Here is a 24,576-nt window from a genome sequence, read left to right on the forward strand (position 1 = left end):
TTCATAATTTGTAATAATAAGTTGATACATTAAAGATCAGCAACCGGTTGAGGTGTTGTTCCTGTTGGGTTATTATCCGCATTGGTTAAGGCAGGATTTGCCTGAATTTCAGCTTCAGGAATTGGCCACAGCAGGTTAGCGTCTTTGGCTGGAATGTTGAATACCATAGTGGCATTTGGGTAGCCAGCACCGCGACGGTCAACACCCTTGTTCAAACGCATAACATCGAACCAGTTTAAGCCTTCGCCCCACAATTCAATCCGACGTTGGTTGAATACTTCTTCCTGAATGTCTTCAGGAGAGGTAGCTGTGCAAACATAGTCTGGATTACGGTAAGTCTGGATAAAGTCTTCCAAGGTGGCTTTTCCGTTTGCTCCGCTCATGGCTTCCGCTTCGGCTTTAATCAGATACATCTCTTCAATACGCATTAAAGGAACGTCATTGGCATTGGTCGAGTTTTTAACAATGTTCTGATAGGGGGCAAATTTGACTTGCGTGTAAGCAGCGTAGCCGTAATCTTCCATTGCCTTTGCTTGTTCAGCGTTTAAGTTTGGAGAACTCAGGTTTTCATCAATCCACCATCCTTTGCGGACATCGCTGGCGGGAATCGATTCAAATAGCTGTATGTTAACCTGTTTTCCTCCAGCATAACTGGAATAACCACTGTTGAGCGATCCCATGTGCGAAATCCAGTTCACAATACCTGAGGTCACTACCCGGTCGGTTTCAGCAATAATAATTCCCCACATCCAATTGTCTTCGTCTACTGCCCAGAATGAAGGTTTGTTTACATCTTCTAGTCCGGCAGGCGTAGCATCCGAAAGTTCGATAGCTTTGCTGGCATCTGCAGCAGCTTCAGACCAGTTCTGCATGGTCAGGTTAATCCGGGCGCGAAGTCCATAGGCTACAGCCAAGTCAATGTAACGTTTGTCTTTACGGTTGATGCCTTGTTCCTTTGCAGCGCTCAGGAAAATAATCGCTTTGTCAATATCAGAAGTGATTAAGTCATACACTTCTTTCACACTTGAGCGTGCAGCTCCTTCCAACGCAGCTACACCTGCATTTTCATTGGTGATGATGGGCACACAAGGGGCTGCTTCATTACCTACATAGTTGAATTGGTACAACTGAGCCAATACCCAATAGCTAAAGGCACGCGTAGCCAATCCTTGTCCCAGGTAGAACTGAGAAGTTGGGTCTTCCACCTCTTCATTAATTGAGCCAATCACATTGTTGGTCATGTTGATGATGGCGTACATGTTATTCCAGGTAATTTGGCCTTCACGAGAGGATTTAGACCGGTCAGAATAGTCCAAACTATTGCCTGTCCAGTTATAGCCGTTGTCTTCCGATACCACATCGTAACCATTGGCATCGGTAAACATCATGATGGCCGGGTAGCCAAAGTCATTGTGACGAACGGAGCCTAAGGCATCTTCGTTGGGGGCATACTGCGAGAATTGAGCAAAAATGGAGTTTACGCCGGCTTCTGCTTTCGACGGGTCGTTCTCCACCACCTCTTCTTTTTGCGAAGACGTTACTTCGTCTCCTTCGGGAAGCATGTCCAGGTCTTCGCAGCCGGTAAGGGCGAAGGAAAAGGATGCGATTAACGCAAGGAAATATGTTTTATTAAAAGTCATAATTGTCAATTTTTTATTAGAATGTTAAATTGATACCTCCAGAAATGGTTCGAATTGGTGTGTAACGCGCCGTTGTTGCAGTGGTATAGCTTTGACGTGGATCCAAACCTTTACGACTTGACAGTAAAGCGATGTTATCCGCAGCAAAATAAACGCGGATTTTATCAAAACTTACTGATTCTGCCATATTTGAAGGCAAGGTGTAGCCTACCGTAATGTTATTCAGACTCAAATAATCAGAGCTTGTCAGGAAGCGCGTTGATGTGGAACTGGCGTACCGGTCGTTCGCGTTTAAGCGGGGAACATCCGTATTGGTATTGGTTGGTGTCCAGGCGTTCTGGATATCTTTATGCCAGTTGGTTCCGGCAGAACTTCCCATGCCACTGTGCATTAGGCGTGCGTAACCTGAATCATAGATTTCACCTCCCAATTGGTAAGAGAACTGGATGGAAGCATCAAAGCCGTATGCTTCAACTGTCGTTCCAAAACCACCATACACAGCAGGTAGCAAATTATCTGTTGCTACTTTATAGTCTTGAGCAACAGTGTAGTCACTGGTTTTAATCGGATTGCCCTCTGCATCTTTTGCCCAGTATTGCGCCATACCTGTTTCAGCATCTACACCGGCATAGTCAACCAGGTACATGCGGTACATTGATTCGCCTTCTTCATAAATACGTGTGCCATCAATCAATTCGCCATTCAAATCAGGATGTAGCTCGTTAATCTTGTTCTTGATAAAGGTGGCATTGGTATTCAGGCTCCAGTTAATGTTGCTTGTTTTCAGAATGCTCCAAGCCAGGTCAACTTCAATTCCTGAGTTGGTCATTGAACCTACGTTCATCGGGATTGAGGTGTAGCCCAAACTTCCGGCAACAGGCTTGTAGTAAAGCATGTCGGCTGATTTACGGCCAAAATACTCAATTGATCCTGACACGGTATTGGAGAACAGGCCAAAATCTGCTCCCAAGTTATATGAAGTAGAAGTTTCCCAGGTAATGTCCGGATTTCCTTTGTAAGCCAAGGTTCCATCCGAAAATACACCATCTGATCCGGTTACTTTGAACTGGTCTAACCAGGCATAATAGTTTCCGATGTTGTCGTTTCCTTGCTCCCCGTAAGAGGCTTTCAACTTCAACATGTCAATCCAATGCACACCAGCCAGGAAGTCTTCGTTGCTCATCATCCACGCAGCACTGGCCGAGTAGAAGTCACCCCAACGGTTGTCCGGGCTAAAACGAGATGACGCATCACGACGGTATGCAATGTTTGCAAAGTAGGTGTCCTGATACGAGTAGTTTACACGGGCCAAAATACCTTTGGTGGTGTAAACATCTTTACCACCACCACCACGGAGGTTGTCAATAGCATTACCTACATAATAGTTTTCCGGATTATATAGTTCGTCTCCCGAAGCGAAAACAAACTCGTCAGAATACGTATAACCGTCGTAACCAGCCGTGATGTCAAACTGGTGTACATCAGCTACGGCAAAACGGTAGTAAGCAATGTATTGCTGGTTGAAGCCCTGTGTACGGGTTTGTTCCTGGTAAGCCGTTCCGCCGTAATTTGCACTTTGCCCCATGTAGGCATTTCCTAAGTCGTTGTAACGCGTATTATCGATGTTGAAACCATACTTGGCAGTCAACTTCAATCCTTCCAGAGGAGTCAGTTCAGCAAACCAAGAAGTATTTATAACATCTGTTAAGTACTCCGTTTTGTTGTAAGTCAAATCACCGGCAGGATTGGCGATTTGCATAAACGACCGCGAGAAGTTCGTGCTATTTCCATCTCCATAGTCATAGACTTTACGGCCTCTGTTCAAGACAATTTCTTTCGATTCGGCATCGCGCACATAGATTGGATAAACCGGAGCAATGTAGTTGGCAATAAAGAAAGCGTTACCGCTGGAGTTGGTTGTTACCTGCTCGCCAGGATAATCGCTGTTGATTTGGCTGTAGCTTACATTGGCGCCCACTTTCAACCACTCTTTTACTTTATGGTCTCCGTTGAAACGTCCGGAGATACGGTTAAAGCCAGAACCTGAAATCACTCCCTGGTCATCCATGTAACCAAATGAAATGAAGTAGTTTTGTTTGTCGTTACCACCAGAGATCGACAGGTTGTAATCTTGTCTTGGGTTGTTCGAGAATGTTTCGTCGGCCCAGTTATCTGGCGTATAATAATAGGTTCCGTCGCTATAGCCTAAAGCAGCGTTGGGGTTTAGTTTTCCATTAAATCCAACTAGAAGTTCACCTTGTGGAACTGTGTAAATATTGTATCCATAACCACCTTCTGAATCAGTGGTCAACATTGCATTGGCATACGCGTTAGCCTTAGCTGGACTGTATTTCAGGTTATAAATACCAGCATTATAGATAGCATTATAGGCTGTTTCCGTATATTTTTGGTGGCTGGTGAAAACATCATAGTTTTCAACGGCACGGTCGTTTACACCAACTTTCATGTCGAAGTTGATTTTAGCTTCTCCGGATGTTCCTTTTTTAGTGGTAATCATGATGATCCCGTTGGCTCCACGTGCACCATAAAGGGCTGTAGAAGCAGCATCTTTCAATACGGTCATCGACTCAATGTCGGAAGTATTGATTGAGGCTAAGTCTCCGTCAAATGGAATACCATCCACAACATACAAGGGGTCTGATTCTGCGTTGATTGATCCAACACCACGAACGCGCACTGTTGCTGAAGATCCGGGTTGTCCGTTGTCTGTCAATACCTGAACACCGGCAACGGCTCCAGCTAATGCGTTGGATACGTTGGATACTTGGCGTTTTTCCAGTTTTTCGGTTCCCATAACTGCAGCCGAACCGGTAAATGATCCTTTGGTTGATGTACCGTAGGCAACAACCATAACTTCTTCAACACCTACGAAATCTTGTGCTAGTGTTGCATTCACCACCGAGCCGCTAATGGCTAATTCTTGTGACTGCATACCAACAAATGAAAACACCAAGGATGCGGCGTCTTGAGGAACGTTAATAACATAAGCTCCATCTAAATCTGTAATAGTTCCCAGTGTGGTGCCCTTTACGGAAACAGAGACACCAGGGATCGTACTTCCGTCATCGGCGGAAGTGACAGTACCTGTAATTTCCTTGGTTTGCGCATACAATGACTGCAAACCAAAAGCAAAAATTGCAAGTAACAATGCGATTTTTCTCATAGAAATAATTTTAAAATTTAACAGCATTAATTTTATAACTATTCAACAATCAAGGCAAAAGCGTAGCCACAAGACGAGACTGTCCTTTAACGTTAAGCTTGTTTTATGATCCCCAAATCATAAAAGCACGAACCGAAATGACTTAAATTGACCCTTCAATTTCAATTTATGCTTTCTAACCAGATGTTAAAAAGTCTTAATTGAGCAAAAATAATAATTAAACTGAATCTTGCTAGTGTTGATAACATCTGTTAAGAAATAAGTAACCTAAAGCTTACATGGGTCGTTTTTACTGGGGTTTTGGAGGAGGGGTGTTTTTTGTTGCCAAAATACGGATGAAAAGAATATTGTTTACTGACAATGAGTAGTGTAGGGGTAGAGTGGCGGTTTTGTATGGCGTAATTATTAGTAAGGTGCTCAACGGATGTTGATTATTGAAGGTTGTTGAAGGAGAGGAGATGATATGTTCGGGGCTATTATTGGACGCTGAGTTTGTTACCTCTCATTTTACTAAACAAAAATCCCTGAGCATTTCTTGCTCAGGGAATATTTGTTTCATGTAAGCTTTTTTAGCTTTTAAAAAGCACACTGCGGTTTTTCTGGATTTAGAGATTAATCTTGCCAGCCTGTATAGCGGTGTCCTGATTCCAGGTAATCGTCAACTACTTCACCATCTTCATCATACAGAACTACACGAAAGACGATACTGTCATTGTTGATAACTTTGCCATCAATGATATCAATTAGTCCATCAGCTTCGCCATTAACATCAGTTGCTCCAGTGACTGCAAAGGTTGTTTCGGAGAGTTTAGCACTTTTTACCTTATATCCGCTGTCGTAGATGTTTTCAATCCAAATGGAATCGGTACCCGTGGCCGTGTTGTAAAGCTGCAATTCGTATGGGCCATAAAGCGGATCGGCATCCAGGCTGTATTCTATGACAGTCCAGTCGCCTGACAGTTGTAAGGACCCTGCATCTTCAATTTTAAGGTCTTCCTGGCATGCCGAAAATGCGACAAATGCAAGAAGGAAGAAAAAATATTTAGTGATTGCTTTCATATTCTATCAATTTTTATGTTAGAAATTTGGGGTTAATGTAACATGGAAGGTACGTCCTCCTGCATAGAGTGCACCGTATGTAATTACACCAGAGTCTGGGTCATAACTGCCATCAACGATACCTTCTCCTTCCAGCGTATCTTGCCATGCGGGAGAGAAGCTTGCTCCGTGGGTTAACGTATTGTCAGGATGTAGAGCAACAAATCCATGGACAAAATAACTGCCAGAAGAACTATACCCAAATCCATCATAGTAATAACTACCTAGTAGTCTGTTAATGTAGAAATTTCCATTGGTAATTAGGGTAATGTTAACAGGAAATCCTTCAGTGAATGTCTCTCCTGTTGGTGTTCTGTAGACAGTTGCAGTGTAACTGCCTGAGATATCAGTTGTAAAGTCAGGATCAGAAACAAAGATGCCTTTTGTTACTCCGGCAGAATAGCCGTCTGCATTAACTGCAGAATAGTGAATCGGGTAGTATCCCGGTGTATTAACATCTATTGTTCCATCTATTTCAGCTCTATCAGTCACGTCTTCAGAGCCCTCCGTTGCAGAGAAGTGTTCTGCAACGTCATACGGAGTACCTTTCTCAATTATCAATTTATTATTTCCAAGCTGATCTTTTTCACTTGTATCGTCAAATGAGAAAGTAACATAGTTTGTAATGGTGGATATGTCTTCTGTCGTAATATCCTTTTCACATCCAATAAACAGGATACTCAATACGAAAAGGCTCGCTATTATTTTTTTCATATTTCTTTCGTTTTAAAATTTAATTTTGATCCCACCAAACTTTGTCCGTCAGGTTTGGCTGACTAGGTGTGTTTTCATTGGTAGACACAGCAGCATCAGGATAATAGAAGCGATTTAGCCATTTGCCATCTCCAAGATTGTTCTCATAAGGGCGAATACGATCTCCGGGTGTGTATAAAGTAGGATTATCCATGATTTGGCTTGCCGTTGCTCCTGATATAACCGGGTATTCCGTTCGCTTCGTTTCGAACCAAGCTTCAATATTATTAACTAAGGCCAGGGATGCCCACTTCTGCATCATAATTTGCTTGTGTGTTCCGTCAAACTCATAGGGTTTGCCCGTTCCGTAGAGGTCGGCTCCTGGAGTGCTGATTCCGTGAAGTGCCAAGTTGGCGTCAATGGCGGCTTCGTAGGCTACTTTAGCGGCAGTTGCATCATTGTTGTAGCGAAGTTCTGCTTCCGCAATAAACAGGTATAGCTCGCTCATTGTGTAAAGATAAATTGGTTGTGTTGGACTTACGTTCGGGAAGCTAAAGTCTTCGTTTTTAATTCCGGGAATCGTTTTTCCAGCAGGGAAGTTACCGTTGAATTCGTCATTCTTGGTTGCTTTCTTCCACATGATATCTATCCTAGGGTCTGCGTTTGTAGCAAGGAAGCTGATGATGTTTCTTGTTGCTACATGGTTGATTCCTCCCAAGCGATCAACATCGGTGTCGTACCAAGGGTTGCGTTTGTTTTGTTCGTCAGCGAATGACGCAAACATGACGTCCATTGTCATGAAATTATTCTCGGCAATCAAAGCTTTTACTTCTGCCTGATGGTTTTCGGAAGTTTCGCTTTGACGCATGAAGATTTTTAATTTCAGGGCATTGGCAAAACCGATCCATTCATCAATGTCTGCTCCTAAAAGCATGTCGGTGGTGGCTACCATTTCAGTGCCTGTTACCTTGCTGAGGGCATCATTGATTTCACTTGTGATGCCATCATATACGACTTTTCCGTCGTCAAAGACTGGGTTGAGTACTTCTGTCCCTTGTAGGGCTTCAGTGTAAGGAACCTTGTCGAATAAATCAACCAGAAGTTGGTAAGTGTAGGCACGCAGAACTGTTGCAGCCAAATAATTTCCCCAATCTTCTTCTTCTTCAGCGGCAGTTAAAATATACTTTAGGTCGTTAAGTGCTCCGGCGTATAGCTCCGTATAGACGTTATCCATAAAGTCGGTTTTTACATCGAACTTGTCTAAGTTGTTGTATTGGTTTGCTTCAGGAGCTTGTGACCAATATTGCGCGTAAAAACCACCCGTATTGAAAAGCAGACCTCCAACTTGAACAGCAATGGATGCCTGGGCAGCAGGTAAAACCAGTTCTGTGGTTACTGCAGTGGGTACGTTGGGGTCGTCATTAACATCCAACCAGCTCTCGCAGGAAACCAACATTGTACTTATAAGAGTAAGTATTAACAATATTTTTTTCATGTTCTTTTTTTTAGAAGTTCAACTTAAGATTAAAGCCCCAGCTCCGTGTTGATGGGTTTGCTGTAAATTCACCAAATTTACCTTCAAGATCATTTCCGAAAGTCGATACTTCTGGATCGATCAGGTTGTTTTCAGCCGGGGTCCACAGTGCCAGGTTGTTTCCATATGCTGTTAGTGAAATCCCGGTAAATGGTGTTTTTTCTGTGTATTTTCTTGGTAGATCATACGTTAAGGCTACGCGTCTCAGTTTCACAAATGAGCGCGAAATCAGGAATGTTTCATCGAGTAAGTCAGCTCCATCTGCAAAATAGTCATCCATGTCTTCTTTGGAGATAGGTGTGGTATTGGTGATGTAGCCTTCTCCATCTGGATTTTCAATGACCGAATTTGGAATAATGAAAGTTCTTCGCGAGTTGTAGGTTGTTTGAACAATGTTACCCGTGAAATAGTTGATGTCAGCTGTTCTTGAGAACATCACTCCACCTTGGCGAATGTCTAAATCAGCACTTAAGGTGAAATCTTTGTAGCTGAATGAGTTGGTAATCCCCATGGTGTAGTCGTAATCTGAGCTTCCGATGATTTCTTTCTCGGTTGCCGTAAGTGGTCTACCTGTGGTTGGATTTACAACGATTCTGCCATCGGGTGTTCTTTGAGGAACTGTTCCTTCGTAAAGCCCAATGGGTTGTCCTACAACAGCTACAAAGCCGATTGTGCTTAATCCTCCAATTGGAATTTTATCGCCTAGTTCCTCGGGAAGGCTAACCAGTTTATTTTTGTTTTTAGCATAGTTAAATAGAATGTTCCAGCTGAAGTCTCTGGTGCGGATAGGTGTACCTTCCACCAATAGTTCGATACCCTTGTTGTTGATTTCACCAAGGTTTGTTGTTTGGTTGGTGTATCCGGTTGATGGAGCCAGGTCGAGACCAAAGATTTGATTGTCTGAGGTTTTATCGTAATAGGCGATGTCGAATCCAAGCCGATTGCCGAAAAGTTTAACCTCCATTCCAATTTCAAACTCAGAAGAAATTTCAGGTTGTAGTAATTGGTTTCCTAAAGTGTTGCCGACCTCAAACGCATTCTGCCCGTTTAGAGGGAAGTCTAGCGTTCGGAATGGGTTGAAGATTACGCTTTTAACGAAGGCGGGATTGATGGAGTAAACATCAGCATCATTACCAGTTGTTCCATAGGCTAAGCGAATTTTTCCGAGGTCAACGGATTTTTTTATGTTTTCAGGTAGTAGTTCGCTGAAAAGGAAACTCGCTGCGGCTCCATAGTAGAAGAATTGGTTGTTGTCTTTAGGAAGCGTTGATGACCAGTCGTTCCGGGCATTTAGCGTAAGGAATAATGTCTCCTTGTAGCCAATTTCAGCGCTGGCCAATAAGCCAACCAGGCGTCTTTTTGAATAGAACTCATTTACGACGGGAGTGGAAGAAGAGTTGCTTAGATCATAAAATCCAGGAATATCTAAGCCGGTTACTGTTCCTTCTAGGGAGCTTACGTTGCGTTCATTGATGTTAACACCTCCGACAGCGCTGATGGTGAAGTCTTCCAGCATTTTGTTGTAGTTCAGCAAGAAATCGTGGGTGTATTCATGTCTACGAATAGTTGCTTTTTCAACTGAGCCTTCCTGGTTTGTGGATGCGCCTTCATTTGGAGTTCCTGGTGCGGCCTGAACCTCGGGTGTTCCAATCTTTTGAACATCATCAGAAGCATCAATACCCATACGATACATCGCGCCCAAGTCGTCTGTGATTTGATAGTCAAATTGCATTTTTCCAAAGAACTTCTTTTGTTCGTAGGCTGCTTCCATGTTATCAATTACGAAATAGGGATTCGCAATACCGTAGGGAGTGTAATAATAATCGATGTTGTCAAACGGATCTGTCTTGTAGTCCGCTAAGCTAACAATGCTGATGTCTCTTGGTGTTTGGTAGAGGCCGTTGATCACTGTTAGACCCTGTCCTGTTGGGGCAAACTTGTTCTCTTGTTGAGAGTAGTTAATGGAGGTTGATACCTTCAATTTACCAATTTCGTGTGTTGCCCTGAAAGAGGATGTGTACTTGTTGTATAAATCAATATCTGTGGGGATAAGTCCATCTTGTTTGATGTACGATAATGAAGAATAGTAAGTTGTTTTGTCGCTTCCTCCTGAAAGAGAGACTGAGTTTGAATATTTCATTCCATAGTCAAAGAAGTCTTTTACGTTGTCCTTTTGAGGAAGAAATGGTTTAAGCTTCTGGGAGTTGTTGTAGATATTACCCCATAGGCGCAGGCTTCCGTCGAAGGCTGGTCCCCAGCTACCATTTTCGTTTAATGTGTGGTGTGCGTCCCATCCCATTCCAAAGTCGTTTTGAAATTCGGGTAGGCGAAGAATGTCTGAGAACTCAACGCTTGAGTTGAAATCAATTCTGGTTTTGCCTGATCCGTCTTTGGTGGTGATTAATACAACGCCGTTAGAGGCACGGCTACCATACAGCGCAGTAGCGGATGCTCCCTTTAGGATGGTTATATTATCAACATCGTCTGGATTGACAAGGTTGGCTGCATTACCAAAGTCAAAGCCATTGTCGAGACTTGAGCTGCTGCTAGAGTTGTTAGTTAATGGTACGCCATCAATAACATACAAGGGCTGGTTGCTTCCACCTAAAGATGTCACCCCCCGTATGATTACTGAGTTTGAAGCACCAGGGTCGGACGAGCTTGTGGAGATTTGAACCCCAGCAACTTTTCCCGAAACACTTGACATGATGTCTGAGTTTCTTGTTTTTGTTAGCTCTTCGGCGCCAACGGAGGCTGCTGCATATCCGATTGCTTTTTGCGACCTCTTAATACCCAGGGCTGTTACAACCACTTCGTTGATTCCAACAACGTCGGACTCCATTTCAACATCGACTCTGTTGCCGGTGATCGCCAACTCTTGGGTTTGCATGCCAACAAAGGAGAATACCAATGTTCTTGCCTCTTGAGGAGCGGTAATGACATAGTTTCCGTCAAGGTCTGTTATGGTACCAAGTGTAGTACCTTTCACAGATACGGAAACGCCAGGGATAGTACTCCCGTCTTCGGCGGAAGTAACTGTACCTGAAATTTCCTTGGTTTGCGCGTATATCGACTGCAAACCAAATGCAAAAATTACAAGTAACAATGCGATTTTTTTCATAGAAATAATTTTAAAATTTAACAGCATTAATTTTTTGCTCGTATGATAAAAGGATAGTAAAATCTGATCTTGCTTCCTTTTGGTTTCTGATTACTTTTCGGTCCCCCAACCATGAATCATGAACAAGAGCATTTTTTTATTTTACTTTTCACTTCATTTTATTTTCCGGTCTAGCGTTGTGTTATTTAGTTTAAAAATTTTGCACCAATGTTAGCTGTGTTTGTCGTGTTGAGTATGTTATTTTGGTAGTGAGTAGTCGTGCGATGAAAGCAAAGAGGACCAGAGGTGCAGTTACTGAGAACTTTTCTTTGAAATTGAAGGAGAAAGAAGTGCAAGCCTCTGGTCCGTTTTTTTAGTATCATAAGCATATTGCGGTTCATTTTAATTGCTTGTTGCTCGGAAAGTGAGCAGGCAGAAATTGCTGGCAATAATGCGGATTTAGTCATGTTAGTTTTTTAATAGCATTAATTTATCATGCATCAATAAAACAGGATAGTAAAATTTTATCCCCTTTAGTGTAAAACAGGTCGTTTATTCCCCCAAATAAAATCGGCCTGTTGTTTTAGTGAGAAAAAGTGTTTGAAACCTTCAATTTCAATTGCTTTAAGATTGTTAAAAAACCTTAACTAAATACAAAAATATAAAAATCCTCATACCGCGAAAGTTTTTAATCAAAAAAATACATAAAAGTTGATATATCTCATTTGTAGATTGTAAGTGTTTGGCGTTCCGTGTTTCGGTGGCTGTTTGCTGAACCCCTTATGGCATGCGGGTTTGAAGACTCTTGTTTTAAGATTGTGTTATTTATTTTATGCGGAAAATAATTTACAGAAAGACTAGTTTCATTTCGCAATTAATTCAATGGTTTTAGTTGAGAAGTGTATTGGATCAGGCGTAATGGTAGATGAAATGTTGAATAAATCATCAAAAGTGTTAATTGTCATAAAATGATGACAAAAGTCATCGTTGCTCGTTCTGCCCGTTTGGATACAGAAGCGCAAAAACAACGTGTTGTGCCTGCTGCTGGGTAAGCTTTTGTTTTTAGAATAGCGGAAAGGACAGCTTTTAATTTAAAGCAGTTTGCTTAGCTTTTCAATTCCGCTTACAATGTAAGTGGTTGTTGAAGGAGATATATTTTGGAAGTAGTGTTCTTTTTCCTCGCCCCATTCTTTTGCTGGGGGTGTTGTCTGGGGGTGTGTATTGTGTAAGACTAAGACCTGATTGATACCAGCGTTTTTAGCTCCTAGGATGTCTGCCTCCCATGAATCGCCAATCATTAAACTCTTCTTTTTACGGGCATTGCAGGATGAAAGGGCGTGTTGGAAAATCCGTTTGTCTGGTTTTGGGGCTTGCACTTCCTCTGAGATAAAAATGCGTTTGAAATAAGGCGCTAAGCCACTTGATTCAATTTTGCGATGTTGAACTTCGGTGAAGCCATTGGTGATGATATGCATTTGATAGCCTTTTTGCTTCAGGTAGTCCAATACGTCAAGTACATTGGGGTAAAGCTGTTTTTGGACGGGCATCAGCTTCAGGTAGTGGTCGTTCATGGCCAGCGGGTCAACCGTCGTGATGTTGAAATAATTCAAGGTGTCCTCGAACCTTTTGCGGATTAGTTCTGGTTTTCGGATTTCCTGCTTGCGGTATGCTTCCCAGAGTTTGGTGTTTATGGTTTCGTAATAAGCAAAAAAGCGGTCAAAGTCAGGGATCAGCTTGTCTAATCCCATTTCAGCAACGGTTTGTTGCATGGCGAGTCTCGAATTGGTGCCGAAATCCCACAGGGTATGGTCGAGGTCAAAATACAGATGATCGTAAGGTCTCATACAGTTCAATTGTTCGTTTTCATTATTGACTGAGTGTTTTGTTGCAAGTTCCAAATTCCAGGTTCGAAATATCAAGTTGTTCGAAATATCAAGTTGTTCGAAGTTTCTTAAAGCCTGGGAAGTTGAATGTCCGAATGTTGAACCTCCTTGTGATAGTGGTCAATTATTGGCTTTTGTTGGCTGACTTTTTGCCTTCTACCACAATGACAATTTCCCCCTTAACGGTTTTTGATTTGAAATGGTTGGCGAGTTCGGTGACCGTGCCTCGTGCATTTTCTTCATGCAGTTTGGAAAGTTCGCGTGAAACGGATGCTCGGCGGTCAGCACCAAAAAACTCAGCAAATTGCTCGAGGCTCTTCACCAGCCGGTAAGGCGATTCGTAAAAAATCAGGGTGCGTTCTTCTTCGGCCAGTTGCATCAGCTTTTTCTGACGTCCTTTCTTGGGTGGTAAAAATCCTTCAAAGCAAAAACGGTCGTTGGGGAGTCCGGAGTTGACCAAGGCTGGAATTAGCGCAGTGGCTCCGGGCAGGCATTCAACCTCAATTTCATGGTCAATGCAAGCTCTCACCAATAAATAACCGGGATCACTTATCGCTGGCGTGCCTGCATCCGAAATGAGGGCAATGGTTTCGCCCCCGGCAATACGCTGGGCAATGTGCTCTACGGTTTTGTGTTCGTTAAATTTATGGTGTGAAAAGACCTTCTTCTGAATTTCAAAATGATGAAGCAGCTTGGAAGAGGTGCGTGTGTCTTCTGCCAAAATCAAGTCCACTTCCTTTAAAACTTTGATGGCCCGCAAAGTCATATCATCCAAATTGCCAATTGGAGTTGGCACAATATATAGTTTTCCCATTTTTTGCTGTGTAATTAATGTATCTCAGTTTGAATTTCGGTTTAGTTGTTGAAACGTCGTTTAACCAGTTGAGCAAACTGAACGCTGGTGTCGGTCTTTTTCCATTTGAAGTTGGAATTTAGATAGGCCACGGCTTCCTCCAGGTTTTGGGCCTGGTCAATCTCCTTCACGGTTTGTGAAAAAAGTTCGGGATTGTTGTTGAAAAGTTCCCGTGTATATTGAAAGCGGTCATTAAGGCCAATGGCTGTTTCGAGCTTCTGGATGGGTGAACTGGACAGTTTGGTGTCTACTGGTTTGCCTTCCAGAAGCAGGTCATTCAGTGACTTGCCCGTAACAAAATTTTCACCAAGGGTTTTGGAAAACACAGGTTCTTCCTTTTCTTCTGGTAAGTTCTCAGCCATGACGGTTTGTTTTTCACTTACTTCTTCCACTTCTTGAATATTCGGGCTAACAACAGCTTCCGGTTCTACCTCGTTAGTTTCTGCTGAAATTGGTTCCTCAGGAACTTCGGCTACCTGAGGTTCAGGTTCAGTTGTTGTGGGCTCCTCGCTTTTCTCGGGTTGAATCGAAGAAGGCTCCGGCTGTTCAATTGCCTGTTTGGGAGATTCTACCTTTGCTGTTATTTCCTCCTCTGTTGTTTCCATTGCCGGTTCCGAAACAATGGGACTTGCCAGGGTTGTCGGTTCTTTCAGTGCGCTTCCGTTGGTGCTTTTCTGCTGGCTGAGTTCTTTTAAGAATTCAAACTCCTGCGCCACAAGTTTCGACTTGCTAACGGCAATGTCAAGCATAAAACGCGAGAGCTCCTGAGACTGTTTTAGCTCGCCGGCAATTTCATTTAATTCTTCCAGATCTTTTAAAATGAGGTGTATCAATTTGTGCTTTTCCATAATGATTCAAAAACAATTTAACCCGACAATTTCGTTACTTTTGTAAAAGTAGTAAAATACAAATTTAAACACTGTAAATGTTTCTTGAAAGGGATGTCAGCCATCATAAAAACGGCGGTACAATAGAAGTTATTGCCGGTTCCATGTTTTCCGGGAAAACAGAAGAGTTAATCAGACGATTGCGACGAGCACAGTTTGCCCGCCAGAAAGTGGAAATCTTTAAGCCGATTGTCGATACCCGCTATTCAATGCAGGATGTGGTGTCGCATGACGAGAATTCCATCCCCAGTTCTCCGGTTGAAAACTCGGCGAATATTTTGTTGCTGGCCGGAAATGTGGATGTGGTGGCCATCGATGAAGCTCAGTTTTTCGATAAAGGCCTGGTTGATGTTTGCCAGAAATTGGCTGACATGGGAGTTCGGGTAATTGTTGCCGGGTTGGATATGGATTTTCAAGGGAAGCCTTTTGGGCCGATGCCCGACCTGATGGCAATTGCCAATTATGTGTCGAAAGTACATGCTATCTGCGTACGATGTGGCAGTGTGGCCCAGTTTTCGCACCGACTGGTCTCGAATGACAAGCAAGTCTTTTTAGGAGAGAAGTCAGAATATGAACCGCTTTGTCGGGTGTGCTACAATAAGGTGAAATAATTATGAGCCAATTGTCAATTGAAAAAATAGCAGCAGTTGTTGAGGGAACCGTATTGACGGGAAGTGCTGCAACAACAGGAGTAATTTCGTCGCTCTCCATCGATAGCCGAACACTGGTCGATCCGGAAGGCTGTCTTTTCTTTGCCTTGGTCGGAGAGCGTCATGACGGCCACCGTCACTTGCTTGAGCTGTATGAAAAAGGCGTACGCCATTTTGTGGTTTCAGCGCCTCCGCAGGAATCGGATGCCTTTCAGGAAGCCTCTTTTATTGTTGTAAAGAATACATTGACTGCGCTTCAGCAGTTAGCCGCCTTTATTCGAAATGAATTTCAGTTCCCTGTTTTGGCAATCACCGGGAGCAATGGGAAAACCATTGTGAAGGAATGGCTTTTTGATTTGCTGCAGCAGGAATTCCGAATTTTTAGAAGTCCCAAAAGCTACAACTCGCAGGTTGGTGTTCCGCTTTCAATTTGGAACATGCAGGGAGATGCTGAGTTGGGGATTCTGGAAGCAGGAATTTCAAAGCCCGGCGAAATGAACAAACTGGCCGGATTGATTCGCCCGGAAATTGGTTTGTTTACCAACATTGGTGATGCGCATCAGGAAAACTTTTCATCGGTGGAAGAAAAAGTGGGAGAAAAACTGCGGCTTTTTGAAGGAGCCAACTTGTTGGTTTGCCGTCGGGATCAGGAGCTGGTTTTTAAAATGGCTTCTGAAAAATATGCATCAAGCGAAACCCGTATTTTTTCGTGGTCAACCAATGGCTTGCCGGCCGATCTGGTGTTTACTGTAAAATCCAGCCAGACGACAACCCAGCTTCTTTTTGAATGGGAAGCATCCAGCTATGCCATTCCGATTCCATTTGTTGATGAGGCTTCCATAGAGAATGCCTGTCATTGTTTGGCACTCATTTGTGCCAAAGGATGGTTGAGTGATTCCGTCATCCGCGGGTTTGAAAGTTTGCAGGCCGTTGCCATGCGACTGGAGCTTAAGCAGGGGGTGAATGGCTGTACGCTGATTAATGACTTTTACAATTCAGATATCAATTCGCTGGAAATTGCCTTGCAGTTTCTGAACCAGCAAACCGGCTTCCCGAACCAGCGGAAAACAGTTATTTTATCCGACATCAAGCAATCTGGCTTTGCGCCCTATCAACTCTACACGGAGGTGAATCGTTTGCTGCAGCTGAACCGGGTGAATCAACTCATCGGAATTGGTTCGGTTATTCAGGAGCATCAGGGTGTTTTTCAGGTGCCGGCGCAGTTTTATGAGTCAACGCAGGAGTTTGTAAAACAGGCAAAGACGGAAGATTATCAGAATGAAGTCATCCTTCTAAAAGGAGCGCGCGAGTTTCGTTTTGAAAGTGTGTCTTCCTTGCTTCAGAAAAAATACCACCGGACCCAGCTGGAAATTAGCTTGAACACCTTGGTGGAGAACCTGAACGCTTTTCGGGCTGTGATCAAACCAGAAACCCGTATTATGGTCATGGTGAAAGCCTTTTCCTACGGAAGTGGAACGGTGGAAATCGCTCGTGCCCTGGAATATCAGAATGTGAACTATTTGGCGGTGGCTGTGGCTGATGAGGGAATTGAGTTGCGACAGGCCGGCATTGAAACGCCCATTTTGGTGATGAACCCGGAAGAACACAGCTTTGATGCGATGATTGAGTACCGGCTGGAACCCAACATTTATTCCTGGGAGGTGTTCCGGAAATTTAATAAGGTGGCGGCTCATTCAGCGGTTTCGCAGTATCCGGTTCATATTAAGCTGGAAACTGGCATGAACCGCCTGGGATTTTCTGATGCTGAAGAGTTGGCTGAAATAACGAACCAGGTACAACAAGAGGGGATTCTGCGCGTGCGGTCGGTCTTTTCGCATTTGGCAGCCACCGACGAACCCTTGCATGATGCGTTTACCCGAAGACAATATGAGCGGTTCCAGCATTTGGCTGATGTGGTTGTTGCTAATCAAAAAAATAAGGTGATCCGGCATATTCTTAATTCAGCGGGCATAGAGCGTTTCCCGGAGTTTCAAATGGATATGGTGCGTTTGGGAATTGGGCTTTATGGAGTGGCTGCTGAGTCGATTGACGTACGACCAATTGCTCGTTGGACAACGGCTGTTTCGCAAGTGAAAACGGTGTTGAAACAAGAGACCGTTGGCTATGGACGAAAAGGAAAAGTGGATCGACACAAGCAAATCGCGGTCATTCCGGTCGGTTATGCCGATGGTTACAACCGCCGCTTCAGTAATGGCGTGGGTAAAGTATGGGTGAATGGTGTTCGGGTGCCTGTTATCGGGAATGTTTGCATGGACATGACGATGATTGACGTTTCGGAGGTGGAAGTAAAAGCGGGTGACTTGGTCGAGTTGATGGGCGAGCACATTGGCTTAATGGAGCTTGCTGCTTGGGCCGAAACGATTCCGTATGAGATTTTAACAGGGATTTCGCAACGCGTACGACGGGTGTATTCGCAGGAATAAGAAAACTCTTGCAAAATCCGACTTGGTCCAAATGGAGGTTTCCGGTAGCGTGGGGCCAGTAAGAACAAAAGGAGAAATTGAGCTGAAACAGGTCAATTTCTCCTTTTGCTTTTTATAGTTAGTGGATTTTAGCCTAGTTTGCTAATTTTATCCAGTTTATGTGCGTCTAGAATCCGGATTTTACGACCATCAATGGCAATGACTTTTTCGCCTGCAAAAGTGGAAAGCGTACGGATGGCATTGGATGTGGTCATGTTTGAAAGGTTGGCAATATCTTCGCGCGAAAGGAACACTTTCAACGTTGCCCCGTCGTTTTCATACCCATACTTTTCTTTTAATAAAAGCAAGGATTCGGCTAAACGTCCGCGAATATGTTTCTGGGTAAGCGTAACGGTGCGCGAGTTGGAAAAACCGAGTTCGCGGGCCAGTTTCCGTAAAAGCTTAGCGGTAATGTCTGAGTTTTTCAGCATGTAGTCGAAGAAAAATTCGGAATCAACATGGCAGGCCAGTGAGTCTTCTAAAGCAACGGCTGATGCAATGTGTATTTCTCCGGCCAAAAGAGCGCGGTACCCAATAAAGCCACAAGGCTTGGTCATGCGAATGATTTGTTCGCGTCCCCCAACCCCTTCTTTAAAGATCTTGATTTTTCCTTCAATCAAGAACAAGAATCCGCTGGGTTTATCACCTTCCTTATAGATGAACTCATTTTTCTTAAAATTGGCGAGCGTGATATGTTTGAGTAGTTGCTCTTTTTCATCGGGAGTTAACAAACTGAAAACCGATTCTGGATTTTCGAGCATCTCCTTAATTCCCCTTTCATGACTCAGCATATATTCCAACTTTATATGTTATACAGCATCAAAGTTAACTAAATTTAACAAATAAAAAATCTTTTGACGACTTATTTGCCCTTGAGTGAGGCTGATTGTGGTGACCTCTCATTTTATGGGGTGTGCAGGTAAAATCAAGCCTTTTTAAACTAATTATACCTGGCCACCAGGGGCATTCTTCGGCCAAAGCCAAAAGCTTTTGAACTTACTCTTAAAATTGGAGGGGATTGAAACCGTTTGTACTCATTTTGATTGACCATTCGAGTTATCTTTAAAACGGTTTCCGGCTCAAAACCCTTGCTAATAATTTCATCCGGAGATAGGTTCATTTCAATGTAATTGAACAGTACCGCATCCAAGATATCGTAGTCGGGCAGGGAATCCGTGTCTTTTTGGTCGGGGCGTAATTCGGCCGACGGTGGCTTGACAATGCTATTGTGTGGAATGATCTCCTGCTCGCGGTTGATGTAGTGGGAGAGTTTGTAAACATCGGTTTTGTAAACATCGCCTAATACCGACAGTCCTCCATTCATGTCGCCATACAAGGTGCCGTAGCCCACAGCGCACTCACTTTTGTTGGTCGTGTTCAGCAGAATATTGCCAAACTTGTTGGAAAGAGCCATTACCAGGATGCCTCGTGTGCGGGCCTGGATATTTTCTTCGGCTACATCGGGTGGCAGATTATTGAACAAGGGTTTTAGTTGTTCTTCAAAATCATTGACCATGCTTTGGATAGCGATGGTGTCGTGCCTGATTCCCAGGTTTTCGGCTAGTTTTACAGCATCGTCAATGCTGTGGTCTGACGAGTAGCGGGAGGGCATTAGTACGCCACGTACATGATCTTTGCCTAGGGCTTCAACGGCCAAGGCACAAACCAGTGCCGAATCAATCCCACCGGATAGCCCCAGTATGGCATCTTTAAAGCCCATTTTCTGAAAATAGTCGCGAATGCCTAGAATCAAGGCCTGGTGAATTTTGGCAATGTAATCCTCGTGTTCGATTGGTTTTGAAGTAGGATTATCGGTATCAATCACCTGAAAGTCTTCTTCAAAATAGGCCAGTTCCACGGGAATGGTTCCATCTTCTTTCAGGAAAAAGGAACCGCCATCGAACACAATTTCGGTTTGCGCGCCAACTTGGTTGACATAGACAATCGGAAGTTGGTATTTGATGGCTTTTTTGACCAAGGTGTCTTTGCGCCAGTTTTCCTGGTTGTAGGAAAACGGTGATGCCGACAGGTTGATCACCAAATCAGGCTGGTGCTTGCTGAGCTCTTCCAGCGGCGACCGGGTGTATAATTTATCTTTCCCAAATTCATTTTGGGTGGGCTGTTCGTCCCACAGGTCTTCACAAATGGTGACGGCTAGCTTCTTGTCTTTGAACGGGACGATTTCGAATTGGCGGTTGGGCTCAAAATGACGGTACTCGTCAAAAATGTCGTAGGTTGGCAATAATGACTTGTGACGCACCGTTTCAACCTTTCCTTGGTTAAGCAAGTAAGCAGAGTTGAATAATTTTTTACCACGCGGACTTTGATTGATGCTTGGTGCGCCAACCAGCGCCGCAATGTTGGTGCACTCCTGCGCAATTTTCAGAATGGCCTGTTCGGCTTTCTCAATAAACTCTTTGCGTTCCAGCAAATCGTGCGGATAATAGCCGGTAACTGCCAGTTCTGAAAAAACGACAAGTTCAGCTCCTTGTTCTTCAGCCCGCCGGATAGCTCCGATAATTTTATTGGTGTTTGCCTCGAAGTTGGCAATATGGTAATTCAGTTGCGCCAGTGCAATTTTCATGTGTTTAAAATTAGAGCCAGGACCCGAAAATCAAGACACCGAATAAGCTACTTGTAGCATGCTCCTGGTATCCGGAAATCGCAGTCATGGGTGTTTCATCTGATAATTTATTCGTTTTCAAACGGATCCTATGGGATTCGCAAAAATAACTGAAAAAGAATAAAAAACCCCTTGATTGCCTGTCGAATTGCCACAATCGTTTATTTCGAAGCCGGAGACAGGCTTTAGAATATCAAGCCCAGTTTCAGAACGAGTGAATTTAAGGTTGTTTTGTCTTCAAACTGGTCATTGGATGTTACATCCATAAAACCGTTTTTGTACACCAGCCCAAGGGCGATGGCGTTGTCGCCTCCCAAGTCAAAGTTGGAGCCAATACCAATGTTCAGGGCGAGGTTGAATAATTTGACTTCATCATTGATCTTGTGCTTATCGAATCTGCCGTCGCTGCTGTCGCCTTTGGCCTGGATGTTCACAAAGGAGGAGAAGCCAAACTGTCCCCAGTACGACCAGCGTTGAAACTGGCTGGTGTGTAACTTTATCATCAGGGGAACTTCGACATATTTTAGCCGGTAGCGGAAAGAGGTTCCTGAAGCAAAGCTTTCGCCGGCAAACTGAATATCGCCCATTGGGTTGTAGTAACTCAGTTTGGCTCCCACGTTGTTGACAATTAATCCGGTAGAAATGGCGTACTTGTTTTCGGCATCAAAATAAAAGTCCGCATTTACTCCGTAATCAAAACCCATGGCTACTTTTCCTGATTCAACGCCCTCGGTGTCGGAGGAAAACCAGTTGATGGAAGGGCTGCCGGTGAAGGATAGGTCCATGGCTCGCTGCGAGAACGCCGATTGACTGATAAGGAACAAAAGAAGGAGGAGCAAAAGGTTATGGTATCGGTGTTTCATAATTGTTTTTGTTTCTGAATATCTGAATAATTGAACGGATGATCTTGTTTTTTTGTATCTGCAAATCTCGAATTTTCTTTTGAGAAAGACAATTCATCGGTTTATCAGTTGTTTCCGAACTTTTGGATTTGTTAACCCAAAATTAGACGATTTAATGAAACTTCCTGCTGCTGGGTGATTTTTACATTAATTAAACGATTTTTTTATGTCACTGCCGATGCTTTTTAGTATGTTAATCGACTGGTGATTAGGTTCTTGCCCTCTGGGTTTTATTTTTATTTAATCTAAATAAGTGGTAACTTATTCGGGAATTGATTGAATAACTTTAAATGACATGAAAATGAGTACAAAAGATGACATGAGTCGGAAGATAATGCGTTGGGCTTTGGCAATCGCATTTGTTTTTGGAGCCGGGCTTTTTACCAGCCAGGCTCAGGATGAACCCTCGCTTTTTGCAGTGGTTGATTTCATGAAAGTGGAAGCTGGCGATGAGGGTAAGTATGTTGACCTTGAGCAGAAGGTGTGGAAGCCCATCCACCAGGAGCGCATTAACCAAGGGGAGATCATTGGATGGGTGTTGTACCGGATTCATTACACGGGCGCTGATGATGAGTATAACTTTGTTACCGTTGCGCTATTTGATGATCCGGCTAAATTGGAGCATACCTTTTCGGTGGACATGGAAAAGGTGCATCCTGATGCGGATCTGGATGAGTTGTTTGAAGAAACGATGGATAGCCGGCAGCTTGTCCGGCAAGTTCTGATTCGTCGGGTTGGCGCTGTTTATCCTGAAGGTGGCCCTGGCAATTTTAAATACATTCAGGTCAACAGCATGAAAGTTAAGCCTGGACATGGAGGTGCCTATGTGAACAATGAAATGAACGTATGGCGCCCCGTGCACCAGGAGTTGATTAATGCCGATACCCGTAGTGGCTGGTCCTTGTGGCAGTCGGTTTACCCATTTGGGGAAAGCTTGCCTTTTGATTATGTAACTGTTGATTACTTTGCTGACTTTTCGAAACTGGGGGCAGCCGATGTATATGGAGCCTTTGAGAATGCCCATGCCGGTAAAGATATCGACATGTTGATGCAGGAGACAAATGAATCGCGAAGTCACGTGCGTGCTGAATTGTGGGAAGTGCTTGATTCGGTTTGGAAAGAATAACCATTGATTGAGGCTTTTCTTAGCGAGAATTCAAGCCTTTCAAGGATTTCGCTCGTTCATCAGAAAATATTTTGTAGTTTAACGAGTTGTAATTTTGACCCCGACCGTGATTTGTCGGGGTTTGTTTTGAAGTTAAACAGAACGAATGATTTAAACATGAAAGCTGAAATGACGAGGATAAAATGGGCTTTGTTTTTGGTGGGTATGGCTTTTGTTATTGGTTCGTGCCAACGAAATCCTTTGCGTGTTGATGTTTCGGATGTCGAGACAGTACAGACAGTGAAGTTTTATGACGATGCGCTTTTTGCAGATGAGGCGCTGACCAAAGAACGAATTGCCGAACTGGAGCAGGAGTATGGGCGCTTTTTCGAATTATTCAACTACCACATGATTGGGATTGGAGGACCAGAAGACGAAGGTTTCCTTTCCCAGCTAAAATCCTTTGTGGCGGATACGATGATTGTAAGCCTTAAAAGGCAAGCCGATCAGTTGATTGATAAAGAGGCTCTGGCGCACGATTTTACGCAGGCCTTTAAGCACTATCATTATTATTTCCCTCAAAAAGTGGTTCCAACCATTTATACCTGCATCAGTGGATTGAACCAGTCGGTGGTGTTGGCCGATTCGCTGATCGGGATTAGTTTGGACAAGTACCTAGGGGCCGATTCTCCGTATTATCCGAGCCTGGGAATTGCGAACTATAAAATACAAAACATGCACCCGCAAAAGATTGTGTCGGATGCTATGCATTTTTGGGGAGCTACCGAGTTTCCAATCAGCAACAGGGCCAGCAAAGTAATTGAAAACATGGTGTATCAAGGAAGCCTGCTGTACTTTGTGGAGGCCATGATGCCGGATTTGCCCGATAGTCTGATTGTTGGTTATACCGATGCACAGCTTGCTTTTTGTGAGGAAAGCGAGGCGGCTATGTGGAGTTACATGGCTGAGCAGAATTTGTTGTTTTCGACCAAGCGCATGGATATCAAAAGGTATGTGGATGATGGCCCTTATACCTCCAGTTTTACCACCGAATCCCCCGGCAGGGTAGGAGCCTGGCTGGGCTGGCAGATTGTACGGTCTTATATGAAGAAGAATCCGGAAGTGAGCCTGCAGCAGTTGATGGAGCAACAGGATTATCTCAGCATCTTAAATCAGTCGGGCTATCAACCGGAATAGGCTTTGGGGGCTTGTTGTCAGAGATCAGTCTGTTTTAAGCAGGAAGCCTCGCCCGTGAATGTTGGCAATCTCAACCGATGAATCGTTGGCTAGGTATTTCCGAAGTTTGGTAATGTAAACGTCCATGCTTCGGGCGGTAAAATAACCATCATCTCCCCATATCTTAAGCAAGGCTGTTTCGCGAAGCAAAAGTTCATTTTTGTTTTGGCAGAGTAGCTCCAACAGGTCAGCCTCTTTGGGGGAAAGTTTTTGCTCCATATTTTCGCGTGAAATGGTTCGCAACGAAACATCAAAAACCGAGTTTCCCAGCTGGTATTGAGTGGGGCGAGACTTGGGGTGTTGCTTGTTCCGGTTTAATATGGCTTTAATCTTGCAAAGCAACACTTCGGTGTCAAAAGGTTTGGTTATGTAATCGTCGGCACCAATCGAATAACCTCGAAGCACATCTTCCTTCAGGTTTTTGGCCGTAAGAAAAATGAAGGGAATGTGCGGATCAATTTTACGGACTTCGGTACCAATGGTAAAGCCATCCAGGTTGGGGAGCATCACATCCAGCAAACAGAGGTCGTAGCTGGAGTTTCGGAAGCGATCGATGGCCAGCTTGCCATCATCCACCCAGCTCACTTCAAAGTCATTCAGTTCAAGGTAGGATTTCAATACCGCACCGAAACTCAAATCATCCTCCACTAAAAACAGGTGTCGCTTTTCATTCATTGTTTTCTTAGTTTTAAGTTCCGAATTCAA

At 43.8% G+C, this 24,576-nt stretch carries 17 protein-coding genes; 4 read left to right on the top strand and 13 right to left on the bottom strand.

Translation table 11 applies throughout. The features are described 5' to 3' along the window. Window positions 1-29: 29 nt before the first annotated feature. From ACRD6K_RS01520 to ACRD6K_RS01560, 9 genes are all read right to left on the bottom strand, one after another. Window positions 30-1,640 carry a RagB/SusD family nutrient uptake outer membrane protein gene (locus ACRD6K_RS01520; protein WP_430971781.1) on the bottom strand — a complete coding sequence of 537 codons (1,611 nt, stop codon included), beginning with the start codon at window positions 1,638-1,640 and terminating at the stop codon, window positions 30-32. Window positions 1,641-1,656: 16 nt separating this feature from the next. Continuing rightward, window positions 1,657-4,824 carry a SusC/RagA family TonB-linked outer membrane protein gene (locus ACRD6K_RS01525; RefSeq protein WP_430971782.1) on the bottom strand — a complete coding sequence of 1,056 codons (3,168 nt, stop codon included), beginning with the start codon at window positions 4,822-4,824 and terminating at the stop codon, window positions 1,657-1,659. Window positions 4,825-5,436: 612 nt separating this feature from the next. Beyond that, entirely contained in the window at window positions 5,437-5,883 is a 447-nt protein-coding gene (locus ACRD6K_RS01530; RefSeq protein WP_299578211.1) for a lipid-binding protein, read from the bottom strand. A gap of 18 nt (window positions 5,884-5,901) precedes the next feature. Then, the gene (locus ACRD6K_RS01535) at window positions 5,902-6,636 is read right to left on the bottom strand and encodes a BT_2262 family domain-containing protein (protein WP_299578210.1); all 735 of its coding nucleotides are present in this window, start codon (window positions 6,634-6,636) and stop codon (window positions 5,902-5,904) included. A 19-nt stretch (window positions 6,637-6,655) separates the two neighbouring features. Beyond that, on the bottom strand, window positions 6,656-8,110 hold the full coding sequence (locus tag ACRD6K_RS01540) for a SusD/RagB family nutrient-binding outer membrane lipoprotein (RefSeq protein ID WP_299578209.1): 1,455 nt from the start codon (window positions 8,108-8,110) through the stop codon (window positions 6,656-6,658). A 10-nt stretch (window positions 8,111-8,120) separates the two neighbouring features. Then, complete coding sequence (locus tag ACRD6K_RS01545) at window positions 8,121-11,270, bottom strand: SusC/RagA family TonB-linked outer membrane protein (RefSeq protein WP_430971783.1); 3,150 nt, start codon at window positions 11,268-11,270, stop codon at window positions 8,121-8,123. A 1,070-nt stretch (window positions 11,271-12,340) separates the two neighbouring features. Further along, window positions 12,341-13,093, bottom strand: coding sequence for a YjjG family noncanonical pyrimidine nucleotidase (locus tag ACRD6K_RS01550; protein WP_430971784.1), 753 nt, complete (start codon window positions 13,091-13,093; stop codon window positions 12,341-12,343). Window positions 13,094-13,256: 163 nt separating this feature from the next. Then, window positions 13,257-13,946 carry a 16S rRNA (cytidine(1402)-2'-O)-methyltransferase gene (rsmI, locus tag ACRD6K_RS01555; RefSeq protein WP_430971785.1) on the bottom strand — a complete coding sequence of 230 codons (690 nt, stop codon included), beginning with the start codon at window positions 13,944-13,946 and terminating at the stop codon, window positions 13,257-13,259. 41 nt (window positions 13,947-13,987) lie between these two features. Beyond that, entirely contained in the window at window positions 13,988-14,833 is an 846-nt protein-coding gene (locus tag ACRD6K_RS01560; RefSeq protein ID WP_430971786.1) for a hypothetical protein, read from the bottom strand. 77 nt (window positions 14,834-14,910) lie between these two features. Between ACRD6K_RS01560 and ACRD6K_RS01565 the strand changes: the two genes are divergently transcribed. Both ACRD6K_RS01565 and ACRD6K_RS01570 read left to right on the top strand, forming a co-directional pair. Further along, window positions 14,911-15,483, top strand: coding sequence for a thymidine kinase (locus ACRD6K_RS01565; RefSeq protein WP_430971787.1), 573 nt, complete (start codon window positions 14,911-14,913; stop codon window positions 15,481-15,483). 2 nt (window positions 15,484-15,485) lie between these two features. After that, a complete protein-coding gene (locus ACRD6K_RS01570; protein ID WP_430971788.1) occupies window positions 15,486-17,966 on the top strand; it encodes a bifunctional UDP-N-acetylmuramoyl-tripeptide:D-alanyl-D-alanine ligase/alanine racemase in 2,481 nt (826 codons plus the stop codon). Window positions 17,967-18,094: 128 nt separating this feature from the next. Here the strand turns inward: ACRD6K_RS01570 and ACRD6K_RS01575 are convergent, their stop codons facing one another. From ACRD6K_RS01575 to ACRD6K_RS01585, 3 genes are all read right to left on the bottom strand, one after another. Next, complete coding sequence (locus ACRD6K_RS01575; protein ID WP_299578202.1) at window positions 18,095-18,796, bottom strand: Crp/Fnr family transcriptional regulator; 702 nt, start codon at window positions 18,794-18,796, stop codon at window positions 18,095-18,097. 149 nt (window positions 18,797-18,945) lie between these two features. Then, on the bottom strand, window positions 18,946-20,589 hold the full coding sequence (locus ACRD6K_RS01580) for an NAD+ synthase (RefSeq protein ID WP_430971789.1): 1,644 nt from the start codon (window positions 20,587-20,589) through the stop codon (window positions 18,946-18,948). Window positions 20,590-20,813: 224 nt separating this feature from the next. Further along, on the bottom strand, window positions 20,814-21,491 hold the full coding sequence (locus ACRD6K_RS01585; protein ID WP_430971790.1) for an outer membrane beta-barrel protein: 678 nt from the start codon (window positions 21,489-21,491) through the stop codon (window positions 20,814-20,816). A gap of 340 nt (window positions 21,492-21,831) precedes the next feature. Here ACRD6K_RS01585 and ACRD6K_RS01590 point away from each other — a divergent pair, with 340 nt between their 5' ends. After that, entirely contained in the window at window positions 21,832-22,656 is an 825-nt protein-coding gene (locus ACRD6K_RS01590; protein WP_430971791.1) for a hypothetical protein, read from the top strand. A gap of 168 nt (window positions 22,657-22,824) precedes the next feature. Further along, entirely contained in the window at window positions 22,825-23,832 is a 1,008-nt protein-coding gene (gene gldB, locus ACRD6K_RS01595) for a gliding motility lipoprotein GldB (RefSeq protein WP_430971792.1), read from the top strand. A 24-nt stretch (window positions 23,833-23,856) separates the two neighbouring features. Here the strand turns inward: gldB and ACRD6K_RS01600 are convergent, their stop codons facing one another. After that, window positions 23,857-24,546: a response regulator transcription factor gene (locus ACRD6K_RS01600; protein WP_430971793.1), complete on the bottom strand. Its 690-nt coding sequence runs from the start codon at window positions 24,544-24,546 to the stop codon at window positions 23,857-23,859. Window positions 24,547-24,576 lie beyond the last annotated feature (30 nt).

The sequence above is a fragment of the Sunxiuqinia rutila genome, assembly GCF_050589705.1.
In the GTDB taxonomy this organism is placed as follows: domain Bacteria; phylum Bacteroidota; class Bacteroidia; order Bacteroidales; family Prolixibacteraceae; genus Sunxiuqinia; species Sunxiuqinia rutila.

What these genes read in the sequence shown, in the direction of transcription:
- ACRD6K_RS01575 (WP_299578202.1), bottom strand. Translation starts at nt 18,796, where the DNA reads ATGCTGAGTCATGAAAGGGGAATTAAGGAGATGCTCGAAAATCCAGAA.
- ACRD6K_RS01565 (WP_430971787.1), top strand. Translation starts at nt 14,911, where the DNA reads ATGTTTCTTGAAAGGGATGTCAGCCATCATAAAAACGGCGGTACAATA.
- ACRD6K_RS01525 (WP_430971782.1), bottom strand. Translation starts at nt 4,824, where the DNA reads ATGAGAAAAATCGCATTGTTACTTGCAATTTTTGCTTTTGGTTTGCAG.
- rsmI (WP_430971785.1), bottom strand. Translation starts at nt 13,946, where the DNA reads ATGGGAAAACTATATATTGTGCCAACTCCAATTGGCAATTTGGATGAT.
- ACRD6K_RS01540 (WP_299578209.1), bottom strand. Translation starts at nt 8,110, where the DNA reads ATGAAAAAAATATTGTTAATACTTACTCTTATAAGTACAATGTTGGTT.
- ACRD6K_RS01520 (WP_430971781.1), bottom strand. Translation starts at nt 1,640, where the DNA reads ATGACTTTTAATAAAACATATTTCCTTGCGTTAATCGCATCCTTTTCC.
- ACRD6K_RS01560 (WP_430971786.1), bottom strand. Translation starts at nt 14,833, where the DNA reads ATGGAAAAGCACAAATTGATACACCTCATTTTAAAAGATCTGGAAGAA.
- ACRD6K_RS01545 (WP_430971783.1), bottom strand. Translation starts at nt 11,270, where the DNA reads ATGAAAAAAATCGCATTGTTACTTGTAATTTTTGCATTTGGTTTGCAG.
- ACRD6K_RS01535 (WP_299578210.1), bottom strand. Translation starts at nt 6,636, where the DNA reads ATGAAAAAAATAATAGCGAGCCTTTTCGTATTGAGTATCCTGTTTATT.
- ACRD6K_RS01570 (WP_430971788.1), top strand. Translation starts at nt 15,486, where the DNA reads ATGAGCCAATTGTCAATTGAAAAAATAGCAGCAGTTGTTGAGGGAACC.
- gldB (WP_430971792.1), top strand. Translation starts at nt 22,825, where the DNA reads ATGACGAGGATAAAATGGGCTTTGTTTTTGGTGGGTATGGCTTTTGTT.
- ACRD6K_RS01550 (WP_430971784.1), bottom strand. Translation starts at nt 13,093, where the DNA reads ATGAGACCTTACGATCATCTGTATTTTGACCTCGACCATACCCTGTGG.
- ACRD6K_RS01530 (WP_299578211.1), bottom strand. Translation starts at nt 5,883, where the DNA reads ATGAAAGCAATCACTAAATATTTTTTCTTCCTTCTTGCATTTGTCGCA.
- ACRD6K_RS01590 (WP_430971791.1), top strand. Translation starts at nt 21,832, where the DNA reads ATGAGTACAAAAGATGACATGAGTCGGAAGATAATGCGTTGGGCTTTG.
- ACRD6K_RS01600 (WP_430971793.1), bottom strand. Translation starts at nt 24,546, where the DNA reads ATGAATGAAAAGCGACACCTGTTTTTAGTGGAGGATGATTTGAGTTTC.
- ACRD6K_RS01585 (WP_430971790.1), bottom strand. Translation starts at nt 21,491, where the DNA reads ATGAAACACCGATACCATAACCTTTTGCTCCTCCTTCTTTTGTTCCTT.
- ACRD6K_RS01580 (WP_430971789.1), bottom strand. Translation starts at nt 20,589, where the DNA reads ATGAAAATTGCACTGGCGCAACTGAATTACCATATTGCCAACTTCGAG.